The 21,864-nt window shown below is 34.7% G+C and carries 20 protein-coding genes; 2 read left to right on the plus strand and 18 right to left on the minus strand.

Annotation, left to right across the window (positions count from 1 at the left end; translation table 11 throughout):
• Nucleotides 1-8 precede the first annotated feature (8 nt).
• The 15 genes from FNW21_RS03170 to FNW21_RS03235 all read right to left on the minus strand — a co-directional run bounded on the left by FNW21_RS03170 (nt 9) and on the right by FNW21_RS03235 (nt 16,875).
• Complete coding sequence (locus FNW21_RS03170; RefSeq protein ID WP_144255280.1) at nt 9-2,033, minus strand: transglutaminase domain-containing protein; 2,025 nt, start codon at nt 2,031-2,033, stop codon at nt 9-11.
• Between the two features lie 3 nt (nt 2,034-2,036).
• Nucleotides 2,037-4,052 carry a DUF3857 domain-containing protein gene (locus FNW21_RS03175; protein ID WP_144255281.1) on the minus strand — a complete coding sequence of 672 codons (2,016 nt, stop codon included), beginning with the start codon at nt 4,050-4,052 and terminating at the stop codon, nt 2,037-2,039.
• A gap of 5 nt (nt 4,053-4,057) precedes the next feature.
• Nucleotides 4,058-5,968 carry a DUF3857 domain-containing protein gene (locus FNW21_RS03180; protein ID WP_144255282.1) on the minus strand — a complete coding sequence of 637 codons (1,911 nt, stop codon included), beginning with the start codon at nt 5,966-5,968 and terminating at the stop codon, nt 4,058-4,060.
• A gap of 146 nt (nt 5,969-6,114) precedes the next feature.
• On the minus strand, nt 6,115-6,567 hold the full coding sequence (dtd, locus tag FNW21_RS03185; protein WP_144255283.1) for a D-aminoacyl-tRNA deacylase: 453 nt from the start codon (nt 6,565-6,567) through the stop codon (nt 6,115-6,117).
• Between the two features lie 2 nt (nt 6,568-6,569).
• Nucleotides 6,570-7,082, minus strand: coding sequence for a DUF4276 family protein (locus FNW21_RS03190; protein ID WP_144255284.1), 513 nt, complete (start codon nt 7,080-7,082; stop codon nt 6,570-6,572).
• Nucleotides 7,079-7,237: a hypothetical protein gene (locus FNW21_RS16260; protein WP_185963874.1), complete on the minus strand. Its 159-nt coding sequence runs from the start codon at nt 7,235-7,237 to the stop codon at nt 7,079-7,081. Before FNW21_RS16260 ends, FNW21_RS03190 begins: the two co-directional genes overlap by 4 nt.
• Nucleotides 7,238-7,240: 3 nt before the next feature.
• On the minus strand, nt 7,241-8,641 hold the full coding sequence (locus FNW21_RS03195; protein ID WP_144255285.1) for an AAA family ATPase: 1,401 nt from the start codon (nt 8,639-8,641) through the stop codon (nt 7,241-7,243).
• Nucleotides 8,642-8,709: 68 nt separating this feature from the next.
• Nucleotides 8,710-9,687 (minus strand): ribosome small subunit-dependent GTPase A, encoded by a 978-nt coding sequence (rsgA, locus tag FNW21_RS03200; protein ID WP_144255286.1) that lies wholly within the window; start codon nt 9,685-9,687, stop codon nt 8,710-8,712.
• A gap of 203 nt (nt 9,688-9,890) precedes the next feature.
• Complete coding sequence (locus FNW21_RS03205; RefSeq protein ID WP_144255287.1) at nt 9,891-10,415, minus strand: hypothetical protein; 525 nt, start codon at nt 10,413-10,415, stop codon at nt 9,891-9,893.
• Nucleotides 10,416-10,537: 122 nt separating this feature from the next.
• Nucleotides 10,538-11,620, minus strand: coding sequence for a bifunctional 3-deoxy-7-phosphoheptulonate synthase/chorismate mutase type II (locus FNW21_RS03210; protein WP_144255288.1), 1,083 nt, complete (start codon nt 11,618-11,620; stop codon nt 10,538-10,540).
• A gap of 87 nt (nt 11,621-11,707) precedes the next feature.
• Nucleotides 11,708-12,559, minus strand: coding sequence for a prephenate dehydrogenase (locus FNW21_RS03215; protein WP_144255289.1), 852 nt, complete (start codon nt 12,557-12,559; stop codon nt 11,708-11,710).
• A gap of 65 nt (nt 12,560-12,624) precedes the next feature.
• Nucleotides 12,625-13,782 carry a pyridoxal phosphate-dependent aminotransferase gene (locus FNW21_RS03220; RefSeq protein ID WP_144255290.1) on the minus strand — a complete coding sequence of 386 codons (1,158 nt, stop codon included), beginning with the start codon at nt 13,780-13,782 and terminating at the stop codon, nt 12,625-12,627.
• 50 nt (nt 13,783-13,832) lie between these two features.
• Complete coding sequence (locus FNW21_RS03225) at nt 13,833-14,663, minus strand: prephenate dehydratase (RefSeq protein ID WP_144255291.1); 831 nt, start codon at nt 14,661-14,663, stop codon at nt 13,833-13,835.
• Nucleotides 14,664-15,049: 386 nt separating this feature from the next.
• Nucleotides 15,050-16,285 (minus strand): ABC transporter permease, encoded by a 1,236-nt coding sequence (locus tag FNW21_RS03230; RefSeq protein WP_144255424.1) that lies wholly within the window; start codon nt 16,283-16,285, stop codon nt 15,050-15,052.
• Between the two features lie 95 nt (nt 16,286-16,380).
• Nucleotides 16,381-16,875 carry a YkgJ family cysteine cluster protein gene (locus tag FNW21_RS03235; protein ID WP_144255292.1) on the minus strand — a complete coding sequence of 165 codons (495 nt, stop codon included), beginning with the start codon at nt 16,873-16,875 and terminating at the stop codon, nt 16,381-16,383.
• A 69-nt stretch (nt 16,876-16,944) separates the two neighbouring features.
• On the opposite strand from FNW21_RS03235, the gene FNW21_RS03240 reads away from it, so the two are divergent.
• Entirely contained in the window at nt 16,945-17,649 is a 705-nt protein-coding gene (locus FNW21_RS03240) for a class I SAM-dependent methyltransferase (protein WP_144255293.1), read from the plus strand.
• Between the two features lie 23 nt (nt 17,650-17,672).
• Nucleotides 17,673-18,215, plus strand: a complete 543-nt coding sequence (locus FNW21_RS03245; RefSeq protein ID WP_144255294.1) for a YfiT family bacillithiol transferase — start codon at nt 17,673-17,675, stop codon at nt 18,213-18,215.
• Between the two features lie 4 nt (nt 18,216-18,219).
• Here FNW21_RS03245 and FNW21_RS03250 read toward each other — a convergent pair whose 3' ends face one another.
• From FNW21_RS03250 to FNW21_RS03260, 3 genes are all read right to left on the minus strand, one after another.
• Entirely contained in the window at nt 18,220-19,374 is a 1,155-nt protein-coding gene (locus FNW21_RS03250; RefSeq protein WP_144255295.1) for an aminotransferase class V-fold PLP-dependent enzyme, read from the minus strand.
• A gap of 56 nt (nt 19,375-19,430) precedes the next feature.
• A complete protein-coding gene (locus FNW21_RS03255; RefSeq protein ID WP_144255296.1) occupies nt 19,431-20,063 on the minus strand; it encodes a 7-carboxy-7-deazaguanine synthase QueE in 633 nt (210 codons plus the stop codon).
• A gap of 132 nt (nt 20,064-20,195) precedes the next feature.
• Nucleotides 20,196-21,863, minus strand: a complete 1,668-nt coding sequence (locus tag FNW21_RS03260) for a tetratricopeptide repeat protein (protein ID WP_144255297.1) — start codon at nt 21,861-21,863, stop codon at nt 20,196-20,198.
• Nucleotide 21,864: the final 1 nt, after the last annotated feature.

Raw genomic sequence — 21,864 nt, forward strand, 5'->3', positions numbered from 1 at the left:
AGTTGTATTTATTTTTTTACTAAAACTATTTTTTCGTTTTGTTTAGTAACCACTTGCTGGAAAAAATCTTTAATTACTTGGTAATAATCGGCGGCAACGATAACTTTCTTCAGGTCTAATGTAGCCTGAACCTGAATTTTATTACCCGCATTGGCAATGATGTACTTAAAAGCTGCAATATCATCCGCTGTGGCCACATTCATAGGAGCAGGCAATGATTCTACAACATATCCCTCGGGCAGTTCAATATTGATATTAAATTTGGTTTGTTTTGGGTAATTAAAATCAATAGGATACTCCCTAACCTCTTGTTTGAATGGATTTTCTTTGGTAGCAAAAAACAACAACGGTGCTATATAAATTTTGTTATTGATGTTTTCAAAACTTTTGGTGTCTTTAAAAGTGTATGATTCTACAATTGGACTGCTTAAATCCGTTTCGTTATCCCGAACGTAATCACCGACTTCTATACCATTGTTTTTGTTTTCTAATTCCTCAAGATAAGCATCTTTCAATGTCAGTAAATTACGTTTTCTGAAAGTCAGTGCCTCGTGATCAGAGAGTTGATTTCTAATTTTTCCGGTAATAATTCCATTTTTATCAACACCAAAATTCATATTTACAATTTCTTTTGAAACAGTTGTTGGTGTTAAATTCACTTCCAATGAAGTTTCGTCTTTCCGAATCAATCGACCAATCCAGTTTAAATCCCTGGTAGGCAATATATTGGGTGAAGCATATTTCTCTGTAGCATCCAATAAAATAATACCATCCGTAGTTTCGACTGCGGCAATAACATAATCAAAAGCATTCAAATTTGGAAACAAAGCAATTCCATTTGCACGTGTACTTATTAGCACTGGATTCGCTTGCAAACCAGCATAACGCAACATGGCAGTAAGCATCAAGTTAATTTCGGCTACATTTCCTGTTTTATTTTTATAGGCTTTTTTTACACCATCATTACAATAAAATCCATAATAACCATCCCACTTTATATTGGATTTTACAAATTTAAAAATAGCCATAATTTTTTCTTCGGGAGAATTTAAACCAGCAAGCAATGCTTTAAAATCATCCTCAAAATAACTTGTATTATCAAGCTCTTCCCCAAAATCATCAAACTTATAAATTGTTTTTACTAATGATTTCCAATCCGTTGAATACTTTTTTAACGGTTGGTTAGGATACTGGGTCATAGACAATTCTTCAACTAAACTTGCTGTATAATTATCAATATTATTTACGTAAGCCTCTGTTTTTAAAGCAGGTACATTTTCTAAAACATAGGTCGTTTTATTTTCTAAATACGTTAAGGATGACGTGTAGAAACTTGTATTAGTATTACTTGAACTCCATCCTGGGTCAGCTCGTTCCATTTGCATAAATTTAACTGATTTTTGTTTATGCTCTGCGGTTACTACTGGAAATAAAAACCCTTTTTGATTGGTATTAAACACATAATACTCTGGCACAAAAGTTTTGTACTCCGAAAAATTAACTGGAATTGTAGTTTGAAAATCCCAATTTCTACTAATACCAATGTTTTGACTACGAATAGAATATTTAAATTCTAGAACCGATCCTTCCTTTACATTAGGCATTGTTATTTTTTTTTCGGCACGATACTTATTCACTTTTTGATCAAATATACCATCCGATTTCAAAGAGGTCTTTTCTATTTTTCCACCATTTAAATTATAAGTCACAGCATCCGAAAACGAAACACTTTCCTTGGAATCCTCTCGAATAGAATAACTAACAATTTCGGTAGCCCAATCGTATCCTTCTTTCTTGTAAATTTTAATTCTGGCTACAACATCCGTAATTTTTATAAATCCTTCATCTTTTTTATATTCATATCGTGATTCTCCTTTTTTAAACAAAATTGCTGCTACTGCGGAGCTATCTTTGGGATGGCTTTTTTCTTGTAACTCTGCAACGGTAACTTTGCCCAATTCGAAATTTTGAGCATTGCTAATTATACTTAAAAGAAGAAAGAAAAAAACGGAGGTGGTTTTACTAAAATGCATCTGTTATATTTTTTTTAAGATTATTTTTTCACTTTGTTTGGCAAGCATTCCTTGGTAATAATCTTTCAACATGGGATAATATTCCGAAGAAATAATGGGAGTGTTAATTTGGTGCGTCATGGCTATTTGAATGATATTCCCAGATACATTGGTCATGAATTTGAAAGCGCCTAAATCATCTTGCATTTTTAGAATCGCTGCTACGGGCAAAGTCTCTACTTCATAACCGTCCGGAATGGTGATATTTATAGCATATTTCTCTAGGAAAGGATACCCAAAATCTACTGGATATTCCCGAACTTCTTGTTTGAATGGATTTTGCTCTTTGGCAAAAAATAATAGGGGACTTATATAGATTTTCCCTCCAATGATCTCGCATAGATTGGCTCCTTTAAAAGCAAAAGTTTCGGAAACAGGTAATTGTAGTTCCTTTTCATTAGCTCTCACATAATCCGAAATTTCTATTTTTTTATACTCATTTTCTAATTTTTCTAGATACATATCTGCTGTAACTGCATCGGCATTTTTCCTAAAAAGTAAGGCTTCATGATCTGTTTTTTGTTCTCGTAATTTACCCGATATTTGGCCATTGGCATCAACAGTATAGTTCATGGCAATAGTATCCATTGAGGCTACTTTAGGCATTAAATCTATTTCTTGGGAGGTACCATCTTTTCGGATCAATCGTCCCACCCAATTTAAGGCTCTAAAAGGCAAGACATTGGGCATAGCAAATTTATCTGTAGCGTCTAATAATACGACTCCCTGCGGAGTCTCGACTGCCGCAATAACATAATTAAAAGCGGTACGATTGGGGAATAATGCAATCCCATTCGAGCGCGTACTAACTAAAACTGGGTTTGCTGTTAAACCCGCATAACGCAGCATTGCGGTGAGCATTAAGTTGATTTCGGCAACATTTCCGGTTTTATCTTTGTAGGCTTTTTTTACCCCATCGTTACAACTGTAGCCAGTATAATCATTCCATTTAACAGCGTTTTTTACATAATTCAATAATGCCGAAATTTTTTCATCGGTGGTGTTCAATCCTGCAAGAACGATTTTTAAATCATCTTCAAAATATCCAGTTTTGTTGAGTTCTGGTCCAAAATCATCGTAGTCGTAAATCGTTTTGGTCACCGCTGCCCAATCAGTCGAATAATATTCATACGGACGGTTAGGGTATTTAATAACCGATAATTCATGAGAAACACTTGATGCGTAGTTATTGATGTTATTCACAAAGGCTTCTTCCTTGAGTGCGGGCAAGTTCTCCGCCACATACGTAGTTTTAGTTTCTTGAAATTCAAGTTTTTCCTGCGAGGAAGACGTAGTTATTGCACTTCCTGGTTCAGCAGGTTCTCTGTAACTATAATTTATTGTTTTTTGCTTTTTTTCCTCGGTTACTTTAGGCGTAATAAATCCTTTCATACTCGGTTTGTATGAATAATATTCAGGGATATAGGTTTTAAATTCAGAGTAGTTTACTGGAATCGAATTTTGAAATTGCCAATCTTGCAGGGAGCCATATCGAGAGGATTTCACTGTGTATTTAAACTCGATTACTGATCCTACTTTTACATTTGGCAAAGCAATTTTTACTTGTCCCCAATAACGGTTTACTTTTTCGTTAAACTCCCCATCACTTTTAAGCTTTGTTTTTTCTATTTTGCCATCAACCAAATTATAAGTTGCAGCATCCGTAAAGGAAACGTTCTCTTTTGTACTGCCTCCAATGTAATACGCCACCTTTTGATTAGAAAAATCATACCCTTCTTTTTTGTAAATTTTAATACGTGTAGCCACTTCGGTAACCATGGTAAATCCGTTATCTTGGGTGAATTCAAAATGAACTTCCCCCTTTTCGAACAATATTGCCGCTACCGCAGTAGTATCTTTTGGATGTTGCTTTTGTTGCAATTCGGCAATAGAAACTTTTCCTAATTTGAATTCTTGTGCATTCGATTGTAAACAAACCGACAACAACAATAGTAATAATACGGATTTATTTAATGACATTGGTATTAGTTTTTGGTTAGTATAATTTTGGCGTTATCATTGCGGTTGACTTGTTCCATAAACAAGCGGTATTCATCGTAGTCTTTGTTTGCATACAAACCACTTTTTACAAAAAGAGTTCTTTTGTAAATCAAGTTGTTGTCGTCTTTCTTAATAATTTCGGTAGTGTAGGAACCAAATTTAGTTTTTGATTCAAAATTAGCAGGCAAAAATTCTACTGAAAATCCTGCTGGCAAAACCACCTTTATTTCATCGGAATCAGCAGAACCTCTTGCAATTTCAAAAGGGGTTTTTCTATTTCTAATTCTTTTTACACTTCCAGTATATTGGGTAAAAGCATTGACAGGAACCATCATTTTGTTGTTGGCTATTGTTCCATAATTGACCGCACTTATAGCTACGTTTTCGGTAAAGCGAATCGCTTCTTTATCGTTTACAAATGCCAATTTATCAATTTTTAAATTATTGATATTGTCCCAATACTCTTTGTAATGCTTTTCCTGATCGGTAGGTTGCATTTTCTCTAAATAATATTTCCTACCGTATCGAGTCCCTTCAGAAACCATGGTAACTGTCCCCGAAAGCGTTCCATCAGGGGCAACTGTATAACTGCCTTTGCTACTTTTGGTATTATCGGTATCATCATATATTTTGGTTCTAATGATTTCGCCGCCGTCAGGTTTCATGACAATAACATTTCTATCATCGGTAAAATTAGCTTGGTAGCCAAAAGGAATATCTTGACTCGTACATTCTAAAAAAAGATATTTATCCTTGTTAGGAACACATAAAATAACGTGATTTCCTTGAATAGAAACAAAATCAGATTTAATATCCATTTTGTCCTCATCGCCATACAACTCGGTGTAATAGGCAGGCACGTCGACCGCTTCGAGCAAGGCTTTGGTGTAATTAGAGAGCGCTTTGCAGTCGCCATATCCTAGCCGATCCACATCACTGGCGGGCATGGGTTTCCAACCGCCAATGCCCACATGTATAAAAATATACCGCGTTTTTTCCTGTACATAATGATATACAATTCTGGCTTTCTTGATTGGATCGGTTTCATTTCCTACGAGTGTTCTAATTTTGGTCTTGGTTTCGGCTGATAAATCATCGGTTCCAGATAAAATCTTTTCCGAAAACCATTGCCCATACTCTTTCCAAGTCTTGGCATTTCCATCTACTCCTTCTAGGTTAAAATACTCTAATCCCATAGTAACTACAGGGAAAATGACATCAAAATCCGGACTGTACTCTTCTCTTTTTTGAGCTAAAATATGGGTAGCCGTATACGAAAGTTGCGTTGGTGTATCCGTAGATTTTACTATTTTAAAATCAGAAAAATTAGCTTCTTTCTTTTTAAAACCAAGATTTGAAGGACAATTTACATTCAAAATGCTTTTTTCGACACTCAAAAAATAGTCCGTCAAAGGTTTCCATTCAGGTATAAAAGCAGTAGTTGAAGTTTGTACTTCGCTTTCATAAATTAATGTAAATGGATAAACAATTGGCGTGTAATCTAAAAAAACGTAGCGGTTTTCAGAAAAAAGAGTGCTACCGCTAACGGCACTTTGATCTTTAAAATCTTTGCGCTTTATTTTTTTGATTTCATTACCCAAACCATCATAAACAATCGCTTCGATGCTTCTAACTGTGGTCGATTTATTATACCATTCAATTGCATCAATAGCACGCAACCCTTTTTCATTAAGGACTGTAATAACTCTTTTGGTTTTGATAGTCATGCTTCGTTGTGAGGCAATTAGAATATCAATTTGATTCAAACGCACCACAGCATTGGCGTTTTCTTTAAGACTATCCGAAATTGATTGCGCATTGTATTCACTTTTTTGGGCTTGGACTGCAATCGAAATACAAATAGTTAGTACTAAAAATAGGGATTTAATCTTCATGAAGGTTTGTGAAAGTGTGAATAATTTACCAAATAAAAGGGCACAAAAAAACCAATCGCAGGCAATTGGGCAATAACATTTTTGTTTTTGGATATTCTTAATTCGTGGTTCTCAAAAATAGATTAAATCGCACAATAAACAATAAACTATTCTTTATTTTTACTATCAATAATAATTGTTACTGGGCCATCGTTCAAAAGCAGTACTTTCATATCCGCTCCAAAAACTCCAGTTTGGATCTTTTTACCCAATTCTTTTTCTAATTTTTGAACAAAATTCTCGTAGATGGGAATAGCAATTTCGGGTTTGGATGCTTTGATATACGAGGGACGATTGCCTTTTTTGGTCAAGGCTTGAAGGGTAAATTGGGAAACCACAATAACATCGCCACCACTATCTTTTACGGAAAGATTCATTACATGATTTTCATCTCCAAAAATGCGAAGACTCACGATTTTTTGGCACAACCAATCGATGTCTTCTTGTGTATCGGCGTCAACAATCCCAACTAAAACTAGTAATCCGTTTTGGATTTCGGCTACCATTTTAGAATCGATGGTTACAGAGGCGGAAGAAACCCTTTGAATTACTGTTTTCAAAATTATTTGTGATAAAAGTTCAACTCTCGAAGTTTTTCTATCAAAGACCCCTTAAATTTAAGGTAAGAAGGCAATTTATTTAACTCAATTTTTTGACCAATGATTTGATATAAATCTGAAATATCTAAACCTTTACCTCTTCTTCTTTTAGTCAAATCTAATTTTGACAAACGAATAATCTCTTGAATCAATTTTTTAGGATTATTTATTGTTTCAGGATTTGAATTTAATCCTAATTCTCCGTCTGTTTTATCTATACCAATTTCATCTTTTATAAGTTGAGTGTCCGCAAGCATCCAGGATTCCGTCATCTGAATTGGAACAATTGCTATTATATGTTTACAAAAAATAGCCTCATCTTGTGCAGCTATTTTTTTTTGAGCAGGAATTATTTTAGATTCAAAAACCAAAGTATCATTAATATCATCGGAATCTGTATGGACAAATAAAATCAGCATACTGTATTTTTCATAACCTATCTTTGAAGCTTCTAGTATTTGATCTATAAAACTCATTCCTGTTTTTTCGAACTTATAATTTCTAATTCAGTTTCGATATCTCCAGTACATTCAAAAGCTATATCTAATAAAGTTCGTTCAACAATACTTGATAAAAATCTAACATCAGTTGTTCCCTCTGTAAATAATCCTGCAAGAATAAAATTACTCATAATTTAAATAATTGAATCTTCAAATTGTGCTGTTTTTAAATAATCATTCACAATAGACAATGTTAACTTCCTATCTTGTTCAGAGAATACTAAACTCAATTGCTGCAATGCATTATCTTTAATTACAGGACTAATCTTTGTTGAATTTAATTTTAATCTAAAACCATTTGAATCAGCAACAGAAGTTCGCATTTGTGCATACCAAATACTAACATTTTTATCATACTTCCACACTTCCATATTACCAACTAAAACAGGAGAATGTGTATTAACAATAACTTGACGCAAAGGAATTTCTATTTCATTAAAATCTACGCTTAAATCCTTTAATAATTCCGTCATCGCTTTTATTCTAAAAGGATGAATCCCATTTTCTGGCTCTTCAAAACAAAGTAAACCAGTATGTTTTTCATCAAACTCTAATATGCATAAAGCCAAAATTCTTAAAGTACCTTCAGACAATACTCTGGAAGAAAACTCTTTCTTATCAACGTCTTTTAGCTTAATTAAATATTGCTTATTCTCATTATCATCAATAACATCTACTTCTGTAAAATTGGGTAAAAAAGTATTTAATTTTCTTGAAATCTCTTTGAGTAAGTATTTATCTGTTTGTTTTATCCTAAATAATGCTGCTGCTAAATTTTTACCACTAATAGAAATCGTATCTTCTCCGTTATTTTTATTAGTTGCTTGTCTTAAATCTTCAGGATTTAACTGCAAAAATTTCCAACTTTTCATTTCTTCTTTTGCTGCAAAAACGTGAGGAAAATCTATTGTATCGAAACTACTTAAAACAGTTCTGGTTGCATTACTTAATGGAAATCTTCTTTTATTTCCAGTAGTTCCGTCTTGAGGCACTTGAATAGTCGCTAAATTATTATCGTATACAGTTTCAATATAAGGAATTCCTCTTTTACCAGTTCCAACTTTTGGTCTCCAATACTCTAATGTTTTTTTGGGAATTATACCAGAAACCCAAACATCCTCCTGATGATTTAACTTAAATAAATTCTCCTTTGAGACTGTTAAATCCTGAATACCAGATGAATTAATAATTCGTTTAATTGATAATTCATATCTTAATCTAGTATATTTAAGTTTTGTATCATTTCCCCATGCATCTTTAATGTCTTTATTTACCAACATTTCAACAACAAACTCAATTTCAGTTGCATAATTATCATCACCGTATTGAGTAAATAATTCAATAAACTCTCCTCTTTGTTCACTAAATGCACGCTTTAAATTATCTGTTTCTGCTAATCTTGAAAGTAATGTTAAAGCATCAAATAAATTGCTTTTGCCAGAAGCATTTGCTCCTGCAATTACTGTAAAAGGCGTAAATTCCATTTCAAAATTATGAAAGGATTTAAAACCATCTATTTTTATATATGTTATCATTTTGCTGACAGTAATTTTTAATTATAATCAAAATTTAATTGCAATATAAGAAATTAAAAGAATCAAAACTACTTCCTCGTTTCATCACTGGCTTTTCGATCTTCGTCGAATGAATCGACACGATAATTTTCGTCATCACCTTCGAGGATTTTAAGGTAACTGTTGTAGCGTGACCAAGCAATTTCATCTTTTTCCAAAGCCGCTTTAATAGCACAATGTGGTTCTTCTTTGTGCAGGCAATTATTGAATTTGCATTGGTCTTTTAGCTTAAAAAATTCTGGAAAATAACCACTGATTTCTTCCTTCTCCATATCGACAATCCCAAAACCTTTAATGCCTGGTGTATCAATTATTCGAGCATCAAAACTCAAATCATACATTTCGGCAAAAGTCGTGGTGTGTTGTCCTTGCTTGCTGGCCTCGGAAATGGTTTTGGTTTTAAGGTGCAAAGTCGGTTCCATGGCGTTGACCAAAGTCGATTTCCCTACACCAGAATGCCCCGAAAACATCGTTACTTTGCCAATCATTAATTGTTTTAACTCTTCAACTCCTTTGCCTGTTGCTGCCGAAACTCGCAAACATTGGTACCCAATTTCTTGATACACATGTTGCATATACAATTGCTCATCGAGAGTAGCATCATCAAAAGTATCTATTTTATTAAAAACCAAAATGGTTTCTATGCCATACGCTTCGGCAGTGACCAAGAATCGATCAATAAAATTAAAAGTCGTTGGCGGATTATTGATGGTGACCAACAGGAAAACGCAATCAATATTGGAAGCAATAATGTGCATTTGATGCGAGAGATTCACGGATTTCCTAACAATATAATTCTTGCGTTCGTGAATGTTATGAATAGTTCCCGTTACAGTATCGGATGTTTCTTCGAGTTCATAATCTACTATATCTCCCACCGCAATTGGGTTGGTGCTTTTGATGCCTTTGATTCGGAATTTTCCCTTCATGCGGCATTCAATAAAATGACCCTCTTGGGATTTTACGGTGTACCAACTTCCTGTAGATTTATAAACGAGTCCTGTCATAGAGGATTTTTGATTGTAGATTAACGATTTCAGATTAATCCAAAACCTTTTGCAAAGATAAAACTTTGTTTTAGCTTTAAAGTTTAAAGTTTTTGAAAATTCCATAAAAAAACAAAATCCCAAAACGATACGTCTTGGGATTTTAAAAAAACTGAATTCATTCTATGATTTCAATATTTTTCTTGTCAAATATCTTTAAGAAATTAGTATTTATAAGAAACTCCTTTTTTTATGGCTTGAACGCCTCCTAATTGGTTCGAATTGGCTCCAACCGTAGTTTTATCAGCAGTCAATAAAATAAATGGGCAACCAATTGCTGCCGCAGCCATTTTTAATTTTTTTTCTGCTTTTTTATCTCCTGTGTTACCTGTTTGAAAATTTATCAAACCAGTTTTCCCTCTTACTTCTTCTCCTTTTTTTAAACCTGCTATATAAGCTTTGTCTTCCAAAATAACCACTTTTTCCCAATCATCTTCAGTAGCTACTACAATTTTTTCGGTTACTTCTTCCACTCTACCACTTTTTCCATATACAATTTTTTCAACTGCATATTTGCTAATAGTATTTTCGGCATCTTCACCATCATACTTAAAAACAATAGTAAACTCCTCTAGTTTTACAACTTTCCCTTTCACAATTTCGCCACTGTGTTTTGTAATTACATCAACTTGGGCGTTTGCTATGATTCCTACTAAAAGCAAAGCAATTACTGTAACAATTTTTTTCATTTTTTTTTGATTTTAAATTTGATTCCAAATCTAGTATAATCATTGTTAAAAATCAAATTAATTTCATAATAAAATCCCCACAATTAAAAAATTATGGAGATTCATTTTAAATAGAATATTGATTAAGCGTTCAAGATTTTTTCTTGATGTCCAATACTTTCTTGGTGAATTTCTTTGAACAATTTAACAATAAATTCTTCTGTCAATCCTTTTTTACTTCCTTCGGCAATCATTTTTTCTTGAATTTCATTCCAACGGTTGTTTTGTAAAACTGCTACGTTATTGTCTTTTTTTACTTGACCTATTTCGTCTGCAACCTTCATACGTTTTCCTAAAAGCTCTAGCAAATTAGCATCCAAAATATCGATATTCGCTCTTAATTTTGTCATTTTTTGTTCAAAATCAGCGGTATCACCACTCACTTTTCTTACTTTCAAATCTTTGAAAATTTGTTTCAAAGCATCTGGCGTTACTTGCTGTGCCGCATCGCTCCAAGCATTGTCTGGATCATTGTGCGTTTCGATAATCATACCGTCATAATTCAAATCCAAGGCTTCTTGCGTCACTTCAAGAATCATATCACGGTTTCCTGTAATGTGTGATGGATCAATGATTAAAGGCAAATCAGGGAATTTATTTTGCAATTCGATAGCAATTTGCCATTCTGGAATGTTACGGTATTTTGTTTTTTCGTACGTAGAAAAACCTCTGTGAATTACGCCTAATTTTTTGATTCCAGCAGCATACAAACGTTCTACACCACCTAGCCACAAAGCCATATCTGGATTTACTGGATTTTTGATCAATACAATTTTATCCGTTCCTGCTAATGTATCGGCAATTTCTTGAACCGCAAATGGATTTGCAGTCGTACGAGCACCTACCCATAAAACATCAATATCAGCCTCTAAAGCCAATTTACAATGTGCAGCCGTGGCAACCTCGGTTCCCATTAGCAAACCAGTTTCAGCTTTGGCTTTTTTCAACCATTTCAAACCAATTTCTCCAACACCTTCAAATCCTCCTGGACGTGTTCTTGGTTTCCAAATTCCCGCTCTAAAAACACTTACATCAGAATCTTTCAATTCATGAGCAATTTTCAAAACTTGTTCTTCTGTTTCAGCACTACATGGGCCTGCTATTACAAATGGATGAGTCAAATTGAATTCGTTCAACCAATTTCTCATTTCTTTTTTGTTTTCCATCTTTTCTAAATTTAATTTTTTATTGTATTATTATGTGTTGTTCTTTCTTTTTGTAATTGCAATTGCTTTTATTGCAATTGCAATTGACTACTTCTTCATTCCGTTTAGTATTTCTTTTATCCTATTCACGCTTCGCATTTCGTTGTAAATCGCCTCGTAATCGTCCTTCTCCAACAACGCTTTGAAATGGGATAAATTGGAAATGTATTCTTCCAAAGTTTTTACGACTTGCTTTTTATTCTGTTTAAAAATCGGTGTCCACATTGCTGGCGAACTTTTGGCCAAACGCACCGTACTTTCAAAACCAGAACCCGCCATGTCAAAAATATCTTGCTCGTCTTTCTCTTTATTTATTACCGTTTTTCCCAGCATAAATGCACTTATATGCGACAAATGCGATACATAAGCAATGTGTTTGTCATGCGATTTGGGATCCATATATCGGATTCGCATTCCCAAACTTTTGAACAATTCCAAGGCTTTTTCTTGTAGTTTGAAAGTAGTTTTTTCCACCTCACAAATGATATTCGTTTTCCCTTGAAACAACCCTTTTATCGCTGCCGAAGGTCCTGAAAATTCCGTTCCCGCAATAGGATGTGTGGCAATATAATTTCTTCTTTTGGGATGATTCGCTACCGCTTCGCAAATAGGTGTTTTAGTCGAACCTACTTCAAAAACGATGGTGTTTTCTCCAATGGCATCCAAAACTTTTGGCAAAACCATCAGCGCCACATCCACAGGAACGGAAACAATTACAAAATCGGCATCTGCCAAATCCTCGAATGTTGCCGCTTTATCAATTACTCCAAGAGCAATGGCTTCCGCCAAATGACTTTCGTTAGTATCGATTCCATAAATAGTCGCATCTGGATGTAGCGATTTGATGTCCAAAACCATCGAACCGCCTATTAATCCTATTCCTATTACGTGTATATTCATTTTATTTTGCTTTTGGCTTTTGGCTTTTGGCTTTTAATAGTTGACAATTTGCCAACCGATAAAAGCTAAAAGCCAATTGCAAATCTATCTATCGCTTCTTGTACTTTTTCTTCTTTTACACACAATGCAAATCGGATGTATCCTTCGCCATTACTGCCAAAAATGGTTCCTGGTGTGATGAAAATCGATTTCTCGTATAAAATTTTATCAATAAAATCCTCTGATGATGTGATTCCGTCAGGCAATTTTGCCCAAACAAACAATCCAACTCCTTCCTTATACACTTTACAACCTAGCTTTTCGGCTAATTGTTCCGTTAAAATTCTTCTTCGTTTATAGATAGCATTCATCGAATCGAACCAAGATTTATCACTTTTCAAAGCTGCAATGGCTCCTTTTTGAATCCCGAAGAACATTCCGCTATCCATATTGCTTTTTACTTTCAAAACGGCATCAATACAAGCCGCATTTCCTAAAACCATTCCAACTCTCCAACCCGCCATATTGAAGGTTTTTGACAAGGAATTTAACTCTAATGCTACTTCTTTTGCGCCTTCCACTTGCAACAAACTCATGGGTTTATCATTCAAAACAAAACTGTATGGGTTGTCATTGATTAATAAAATGTTGTGCTTTCTGGCGAAAGCCACCAACTTTTCGAACAATTCTAAACATCCTCTCGCTCCTGTTGGCATGTGCGGATAACCCATCCACATGATTTTCACTTTAGATAAATCTAATTTTTCTAGAGCTTCAAAATCAGGTTCCCAATTATTTGCTTCTACTAAATCATAATAAACTGGTACTGCTCCGACTAAATTTGTCACCGAAGAATAAGTAGGATATCCTGGATTTGGAATCAAAACTTGATCGCCTTCGTTCAAAAAGGCCAATGAAATATGCATAATTCCCTCTTTGGAACCCATCAAAGGAAGAATTTCATTAGCTGGATTCAAGGCAACTCCATAATTATTCTGATAGAAATCAGCCATTCCAGTTCTTAATTCTGGTAATCCTTGATAGCTTTGATATTGGTGTGCATTTTCATCTTGCATTGCCAAAGCTACAGCCTCAATAACCGCTTGTGAAGGCTTTAAATCTGGACTTCCAATTCCCATATTAATAATGGGTTTCCCTTCGGAAGCCAATTGTCGTACTTCTCTCAATTTTGAAGAGAAATAGTATTCTTCCACTATATCCAGACGTTTTGCTGTTGTAATCATTACTTTATTTTAAATTCTTTCGACCTTTCGACTTTATAACTTTCGACTAATTATGATGGCTTTGTATTTTTATATTCTCCTAACACTTTGAAGTATTCCGCCATAATAGTCATTAATACTTTGGCCTTGGCATAATCTTCATATTTATCGAAAGTGACGTCCACAAAAAACGAATATTTCCAAGGTGTTTCTATTTTTGGCAAGGACTGAATTTTGGTTAAATTCAATTTACAGTCGCTCATTACATTCAAAACTGCTGCTAAACTTCCTCGTTTGTGATCCAATTCGAATTTGAGTGAAGCTCGGTTTATTTGCTCTTCTTCAACAACTACTTTCTCTTTGTTTATAATCACAAAACGAGTCATATTGTTATTGATGGTTTGAATTTCGGGAGCCAAAATTTCTAAATCATACATTTCCGAAGCCGTTTTACTGGCAATTGCTGCAACTCCTTTGAGTTGTTTTTCGTGAATTCGTCGTGCGGTTTCGGCTGTATCTTTATCTTCAACTAATTTTATGTTTGGGTATTTTTTCAAAAACTCCATACATTGCAATAACGCCATTGGATGGGAATGTACTTCCTGAATATCCTCGATTTTTTGACCTCTTAACGCCATCAAATTTTGATGAATATCTAAATAATGTTCGCCTATAATGTGTAAATTGTTCTTGTCTATCAAAGCATAATTCGGGATAATTGGCCCTGCAATAGAATTCTCAATCGCCATGACTGCTTGATCCGATTTTCCAGACAAAACGCTATCAACCAATTCCTCAAATGACAAACATTCATCTACCTCTATATTTTGATAGAAATAATCCTGTGCCACTTGATGGTGAAATGATCCTTTTATACCTTGTATCGCAATTTTTGTTCTCATATACTCAAAAAAAAATCCTGATTTTCATCAGGATTGTATAGTAGTTTTATTTGTTTGTTGTTTTTCAAATAACCATAGCACAATCCTTTATTTCTTAAAGAAGAAATAAAAAGAGTTGCTAAAATAAAAACGGTTAGTTGACATCGTGTATTCTTTATTTTTAATTAATGCTATGCAAATGTATAACTTATTTTAAATCAAGCAAAAAATAAATTTAATATTATGTAACAAAAAAAGATTTCTTTGTGAAAATGAATTTTAACTCCTTATTATTCAAAAAACATACTGGTTATGGCACTAAAATTATTGATTCCAAAATACAACACCACTAACATTCGTTCCTTTTTAATACCAATCGACACAAATACCACTTTTGGCGGCAGCTTTTAATCGAACCTAATGGCTTTTACAGGCGATATTTTGGTAATAATATAGGACGGAATTAACAAGACCAAAAAACACACGCTTACTGTAAGCACATTTAACAGTAAAATATAAAATAAGTTAATATCAACTGGTGCTTGGTTGACGTAGTAATTTTCGGGATTGAGTTTGATGACTCCAAAGTATTTTTGGATTAACAATGCCGAAATTCCTATTAGATTTCCCCAAAACAAACCTCTTACTATGAGATAAAACGCGTTGTATAAAAATATTTTTCGGACAGACCAATTTGTAGCGCCCAATGCTTTCAAAATCCCAATCATTTGAGTACGTTCTAGAATTAATACCAGCAAAGCTACAACCATATTGATGGTGGCAACTAGAATCATAACGACTAAAATAACGATAATATTGAAATCAAAAAGTTGCAACCAGTCGAATATATAGCTGTATTTTTCGATGATAGTTTTAGAATCTAATGTGGATGACGTTTGCTCGTATACTTTGTCGCCCGTCGCTTTGATGGCATTAAAATCAGTCACAAAAACCTCGAAAGCACCCACTTGATCTGGTGACCATTTATTGATACGCTGTATGTGCCGAATGTCGCCAATGATATAACTGGCGTCAAATTCTTGGAATCCAGAATTAAAAATACCCGTTATTTTGAACCTTCGGATATTGGGCAACTGATTTTGAGATTCTTTGATAAAAAAAGTATTGAAGGAATCACCCACTTTCAAATTCAATCGGTTGGCTAGAAATTCAGAAATAATTACTTCTGGGTTAATTGTGCCAGACAAATTGGGTAACTTTCCTGAAACCAAATAATCCTTGATATTATTCCATTGATAATCCGTACCAACGCCTTTGAAAATTATTCCTTCAAATGCGGTTTCGGTTCGTATGATTCCCGCTTTGCTCGCAATGGCATGAACATGACTAATTCCAGCAACGGAGTTGAATTTGGGATAAAATTCTTGTTTTTTTGAAATTGGCGTTAGCGTAACTTCGGATTGGTTGTTGTCGTAATTAGAAATAATGATATTCCCATTGAAAGCCGAAATTTTTTCACGGATTTTTTGTTGCAAACCAATTCCTGTAGCAACCGAAACAATCATCATAATCATCCCGATAGCGATTGCCGAAATGGCAATTTTAATAATTGGTGCCGAAATACTGCTTTTATAATCTTTGGCAGTAATCAGTCTTTTGGCAATGAAATATTCTAGATTCAAGTTGTGTTCCTTTGGATTTAAAGACAAAGATACGCAAAGTTTTGGCTTTGAAAGAAGGAAGTTTTTTTTGGGAGCATTTCTAGAAACACCCTATTTTACAAAGGCAATTTCTTTTTTATAGCTTCCACAATATTAAAAGCTGCGGGACAAATGGCCGTGTTTTTAAGCGTTAAATCCGTAATTTGAATGAACTTTTTCCTGTCCGTATGTGGAAATTCGCGACACGCTTTAGGACGTACATCATAAATAAAACAGGTATTATCTGTATCTAGAAAAGCACAAGGCACGCTTTGCAAAACATAATCTTGATCTTCATCTATACGCAAATATTGAGTTATAAATTGTTGCGGTTTCTGGCGCAAATGTTTTGAAATCCGCTCAATGTCCGCAGCCGTAAACAAGGGGCCAGTAGTTTTGCAACAATTAGCACAATCCAAGCAATTGGTTTTCTTAAATTCGGCATCATGCACCTCTTGCATCATGTAGTCCAAATTCTTGGGGGTCTTTTTTTTCAGCTTATCAAAATACTTTTTATTTTCGATATGCTTATCTTTGGCTTCTTTAGGAAGTTGTGCTATAATTTGTTTCAATTTTAAAGTTTAAAGTTGATTGGACAAAATTACTCAATTCGAATACACAAATAACCAAATACTTTAAAAATGAAAGACCTTTTTGGCAAAGCGATTCTTGATTTTCAAACCAACAATGCCCCAGAAGATTTAATTACTGAAACCAGCATTTCTGAAGAAGATGAAATGAGTGTGGCCTATTTATTTCGAACCTATGACCAGATGCCGCAACTGGAACAAAAAGCACTGCAACTTGCCAAAGGCAAAGTCCTAGACGTAGGCTGTGGTGCCGGAAGTCATAGTTTGAGTTTGCAAAACGACCGCAATATCGAGGTTTCTGCAATCGATATTTCTAAAAATGCTATTGCAGCTTGCCAACTTCGAGGGCTAAAAAACGCGAGAGTTCAGGATGTAATGACTTTGGAAAACGAAAAATTCGATACTATTTTGCTTTTAATGAATGGTACGGGAATATTTGGAACATTGGATAAAACACCTGCATTTATTCAAAAACTGAAGTCACTTTTGCTTCCAAATGGACAAATTCTCATTGACAGTTCCGATATTATTTATATGTTTGATGAGGATGAGGATGGCGGAAAATGGATTGATGGAAATGGGTATTACGGTGAAATAAATTTTACAATAACCTATAAATCCGAAAAAGAAAATCCGTTTCCTTGGCTGTATTTGGATTACAATACGCTCCAAAATGCCGCTTTGGCAAATGGATTGCAATGCGAATTGCTGCTTGAAGGCGAACATTACGATTATTTGGCTCGACTTTTTATATAAAAAAAAACAAAAACTTTATAGCTATGCAAGACCTAACCGTAGAAGAATTACAATATCCAATAGGAAAATTTAGTGCGCCAGCCGTATTTACAACGGACTATCTTACTGGAAAAATTGCCGAAATTGCTTCCTTTCCAGAACGATTAAGAACCGAAGTTGCGCAATTGACAAATGAACAACTCGACACGCCGTACCGACCAAATGGCTGGACTATTCGCCAAGTGATTCATCATTGCGCCGAAAGCCACATGAATTGCTACATCCGAATTAAATGGGCGTTGACCGAGGATAAACCCGTTATAAAATACTATCATGAAGACCGTTGGGCAACTTTGGAAGATAACGTAACCATGCCTATTGCTCCTACTTTACTACTATTGGACGGATTGCACCAACGCTTGGCTTTCTTGATGAGCTCCTTAAAAGAAAGTGATTTAGAAAAATCATTTATTCATCCAGAATACAACGCCGAATTTAAAATCAAAGAAATTATTGGCACGTATGCATGGCATGGAAACCACCATTTGGCACACATTACCACTTTGAAAAAACAAAAAAGCTGGTAGGATTTTAGTTCAACAAATCTGTATTTTCTTGAATGTCTATAATTGCCAAACGCAATTTATCTAAATCGGCTTGGGAGTTATAGGCATTAATAGAAATCCTCAAATAAGTCGCACCATAAATTTGCATGATGGGAATTTCAATTTTATAGTGCTGGTAAAGCAGTTCTTTTAACTCCACAGGTTGTTGGGTACGAATAGGAATACTACACATTTGCCCTAAAAACTCCGAACTAATAGGACAAATAGGTTCCGATTGAAGCAAATCGCAAAAAGCTTGATAATTATCTAAAATTAACTGCTTGCTTTGCTGTGATTGCTGCGACCAATTGTTATCCTCCAGAAATTGAATGGCAGTTGGAACGGTCAAAAAAGCAGAAATATCTCGAGTGCCTTGCAATTGATGCAATTCTAAAAACGGATTCGCATTAGGAACTTGACTTTGATATCCCCAACTCACCACCAAGGGTTCCAGCATGGATTGGTACGTTTTTTTTACGTATAAAAACGAATTTCCTTTGGGGGTAAGCATCCATTTATGGGTCGTGGCCGTATAAAAATCAGGATCAAGTGCCCTAATATTCAAGTCGATGTGTCCGGGAACGTGGGCTCCATCAACAATAATAATCAACCCAAGTGCTCTTGCTTTCTCGCAAATTTCCTTTACAGGAAAAATCAAAGCGGTACAACTTGACATGTGATTTATAAAAACAACCTTGGTTTTGGTAGTATATCCGTTCCAAAATTCGGTTAACAATTGCGCTTTCGAAACCACTGGAAGTGATATGTTTTGACGAACGTATTTAGCTCCCGATTTACTACAATAAAATTCCCAAGTTTTATCCATGGCACCATATTCGTGATTGGTGGCTAAAATTTCATCACCAGCTTTAAGGCACAAACTCCGCATAATGGTATTGATAGCGACTGTTGGATTTTGCACAAAGAAAAAATCTTCGGGATTACAACCCACGTATTTTGACAAAGCCTCTTTGGAAATATTCAAATACCCAGCAGCTTTTTTTTGAATAAACTGCGTAGGGTTTTTCTCGAGTTCCATTTGCCAAAATTGATAATTCTGGAAAATAGGTTTTGGACAAGCACCAAAGGCACCGTGATTTAAATAGGTAATTTCAGGATCAAGAAGGAATTGTGATTTCATAAGGATTAAAACAGCTACATCTAAAGAAACAAAAACAGTATTCTTAAATTGAAAAATTAAGGAATATTCAAATATTTATGGGTTTGCAAGGAAACGCGCCATTTGGGATTTTTCATGACATAATCAACAATTAGAGGAGTCATTTCTTCTTTTTTGCTCCATTCTGGTTGCAAAAATAAAATAGCAGATTTGGTTACTTGCTCGGCTTGCTCTTCGGCAAAAATAAAGTCATGCTTGTTGTGAATAATCACTTTCAACTCCTGCGCATGATCATATACGGTTTGTGTTGGCAGTTTGTTTTTCTTTGGCGAAAGACAAATCCAATCCCACGTTCCAGAAAGCGGATACGCACCAGAGGTTTCGATATGCACTTTTAAATCCTGTTCTTTAAGCTTTTGCGTGAGCAAAGTCATATCCCACATCAAAGGTTCGCCACCAGTTACCACAACGGTATCGGCATACGTTTTTGCATTGGTAACAATTAAATCAATGCTTGTTGGGGGATGTAGCTCGGCATTCCAACTTTCTTTGACATCGCACCAATGACAACCCACATCGCAACCACCAATTCTAATAAAATAAGCGGCAGTCCCAGTGTGAAATCCTTCTCCTTGAATGGTATAAAACTCCTCCATCAATGGCAACATAGCGCCTTTATTAACTTCTAATTGTATTTCTTTTGATAACATTTGTTCCATTTAAAAGTGCAAAGATAGTGTTTTCAGCACGTACCAATTCCGGTTGTTTAAGAAAGTTACTGGAAACAAAAAAAACCGACAGTTAAGAAACTATCGGTTTTTGGTATTAATTTTTATAAAATCCTATTTCAAGAAAGCAAGCAAGTCTAATGCACGCTTATCTGCTGGATCTAATTCTAGTGATTTATTCACGAATTCTTTGGCTTTAACTTTATCTGAATTCAAATAAGTAGAAGCGATATTATTATATGATTCGATAAATTTCTTTTTTACCGCTGGTTTTGCTAATTCCTCTGCTCCTTTTTCGGTAGTTTTGGCAACATAATCTTCGTAATTTTTTTTCATTACGTCATTGTTTTCTAGCAAAGCATTCGTTCTAGCTCTGTACAAATAAGCATCTTGATAGGCTGGAGACGCTTTTATCACATTTTCGAAAGCAGTATCTGCTTTTTTCAAGGCCACTTTGTCAGCAACAACATCTTTTTTGGTATTGGCATAAAAAATTGACAATCCAAAATAAATATTATCATCTACATAGTTTTTAGCTTCTGGATTAGTAATGCCTAATTCAAAAACGCTTGCAGCTTCTTTGTACATTTTTTGACCAAACATTTTCTTACCAATTTCGTTCAAATCTTCGGCAGATGTTGGTTCCATTGCAATTGCTTTTTTCAATTGATCAAGACCTTCGTTGTATAAAGTGGGATCCATTGCTAATCCATCGGCACTTAATCCTTTTTTGAATTTGGCTGCTCCAAGATATAAATAATCTTTAGAAATTACTTTGTTCGTTGGATTTGCAACAAAACTTTCGAGTGATTTAATAGCAACATCAACATTACCATTTTCGTAAGCAGAATAACCCAAATACCTGTAGATTCTTGGATTTACTTTATCCAATTCAATCATTTTGTTGGCTTCAACTTCTAGAGCGGCATAATCTTTTACCAAAACTAGAAAGTCAGCATGACGCATTCTTGAATTCAAGGAATGATCTGTGAGGTCTAAATATTTTTCATAAAAGCCAATAGCAATTTTCATGTTTTCGGCTGATTTAGAAGGTTTGTTTCTTCCCCATTTATAATAGGTTTCGGCCAACTCTCTGTAAACTGGACCGTAATTAGGATTCAAAGCTATCACTTCGTTGAACGCTTTTATAGCTTCATCGTATGATTTTGCTCCTTTAAGCAACACACCCAACTGCATTTTGGCACGAAGTAAGGTATTATCCGCTTGAAACGCATTACGATACGAAACATAGGCTTCGTTTTGTTTGTTGTCGCCATAATATGCATCACCAAGAGTCAATAACAGTTGTGCATCTTGAGGATTGTCAATCACTGCTCTATTGACCACTGCAATAGCGGTTTTGAAATCTGGTTTTACTGTATTCATGTAGGCTCTACCAATATAATTGGGAACATCTACATCTTTCTTTTTGGCATCTTTTGTAGCCAAAGCAAAATTAGCTTGAGCAGCAGCAAGATTGTTATTGTCAAGATCAATTTGACCCAAACCAATATAATTAAGCTTTGCTCCTTCGCTACCGGTTAATCCTTTTTGGAAATAGATTTTAGCCGAATCTACATTGGATTGAATTAAATATACTTTACCTAAAAAGAACGAAGCAGCACCATTAGTAGGTTTGGCTTGAATTATCGATTTCAACATCGATTTGGCTTTCTCGTATTGTTCTGCGTCGATAGCTTTTTTGGCTTGGTTTAAATCTTGCGCATGACTCACTGATACGGATGCCAATAAAGCAATACTAAAAATTTTAAATTTATTCATC

The organism is Flavobacterium restrictum, assembly GCF_007097245.1.
GTDB lineage: Bacteria > Bacteroidota > Bacteroidia > Flavobacteriales > Flavobacteriaceae > Flavobacterium > Flavobacterium restrictum.

Excerpts from the sequence above, each read along its gene's own strand:
- FNW21_RS03170 (WP_144255280.1), bottom strand. The coding sequence starts at position 2,033 with ATGCATTTTAGTAAAACCACCTCCGTTTTTTTCTTTCTTCTTTTAAGT.
- FNW21_RS03175 (WP_144255281.1), bottom strand. The coding sequence starts at position 4,052 with ATGTCATTAAATAAATCCGTATTATTACTATTGTTGTTGTCGGTTTGT.
- FNW21_RS03180 (WP_144255282.1), bottom strand. The coding sequence starts at position 5,968 with ATGAAGATTAAATCCCTATTTTTAGTACTAACTATTTGTATTTCGATT.
- FNW21_RS03190 (WP_144255284.1), bottom strand. The coding sequence starts at position 7,082 with ATGAGTTTTATAGATCAAATACTAGAAGCTTCAAAGATAGGTTATGAA.
- FNW21_RS16260 (WP_185963874.1), bottom strand. The coding sequence starts at position 7,237 with ATGAGTAATTTTATTCTTGCAGGATTATTTACAGAGGGAACAACTGAT.
- FNW21_RS03195 (WP_144255285.1), bottom strand. The coding sequence starts at position 8,641 with ATGATAACATATATAAAAATAGATGGTTTTAAATCCTTTCATAATTTT.
- rsgA (WP_144255286.1), bottom strand. The coding sequence starts at position 9,687 with ATGACAGGACTCGTTTATAAATCTACAGGAAGTTGGTACACCGTAAAA.
- FNW21_RS03205 (WP_144255287.1), bottom strand. The coding sequence starts at position 10,415 with ATGAAAAAAATTGTTACAGTAATTGCTTTGCTTTTAGTAGGAATCATA.
- FNW21_RS03210 (WP_144255288.1), bottom strand. The coding sequence starts at position 11,620 with ATGGAAAACAAAAAAGAAATGAGAAATTGGTTGAACGAATTCAATTTG.
- FNW21_RS03215 (WP_144255289.1), bottom strand. The coding sequence starts at position 12,559 with ATGAATATACACGTAATAGGAATAGGATTAATAGGCGGTTCGATGGTT.
- FNW21_RS03220 (WP_144255290.1), bottom strand. The coding sequence starts at position 13,782 with ATGATTACAACAGCAAAACGTCTGGATATAGTGGAAGAATACTATTTC.
- FNW21_RS03225 (WP_144255291.1), bottom strand. The coding sequence starts at position 14,663 with ATGAGAACAAAAATTGCGATACAAGGTATAAAAGGATCATTTCACCAT.
- FNW21_RS03240 (WP_144255293.1), top strand. The coding sequence starts at position 16,945 with ATGAAAGACCTTTTTGGCAAAGCGATTCTTGATTTTCAAACCAACAAT.
- FNW21_RS03245 (WP_144255294.1), top strand. The coding sequence starts at position 17,673 with ATGCAAGACCTAACCGTAGAAGAATTACAATATCCAATAGGAAAATTT.
- FNW21_RS03250 (WP_144255295.1), bottom strand. The coding sequence starts at position 19,374 with ATGAAATCACAATTCCTTCTTGATCCTGAAATTACCTATTTAAATCAC.
- FNW21_RS03255 (WP_144255296.1), bottom strand. The coding sequence starts at position 20,063 with ATGTTATCAAAAGAAATACAATTAGAAGTTAATAAAGGCGCTATGTTG.
- FNW21_RS03260 (WP_144255297.1), bottom strand. The coding sequence starts at position 21,863 with ATGAATAAATTTAAAATTTTTAGTATTGCTTTATTGGCATCCGTATCA.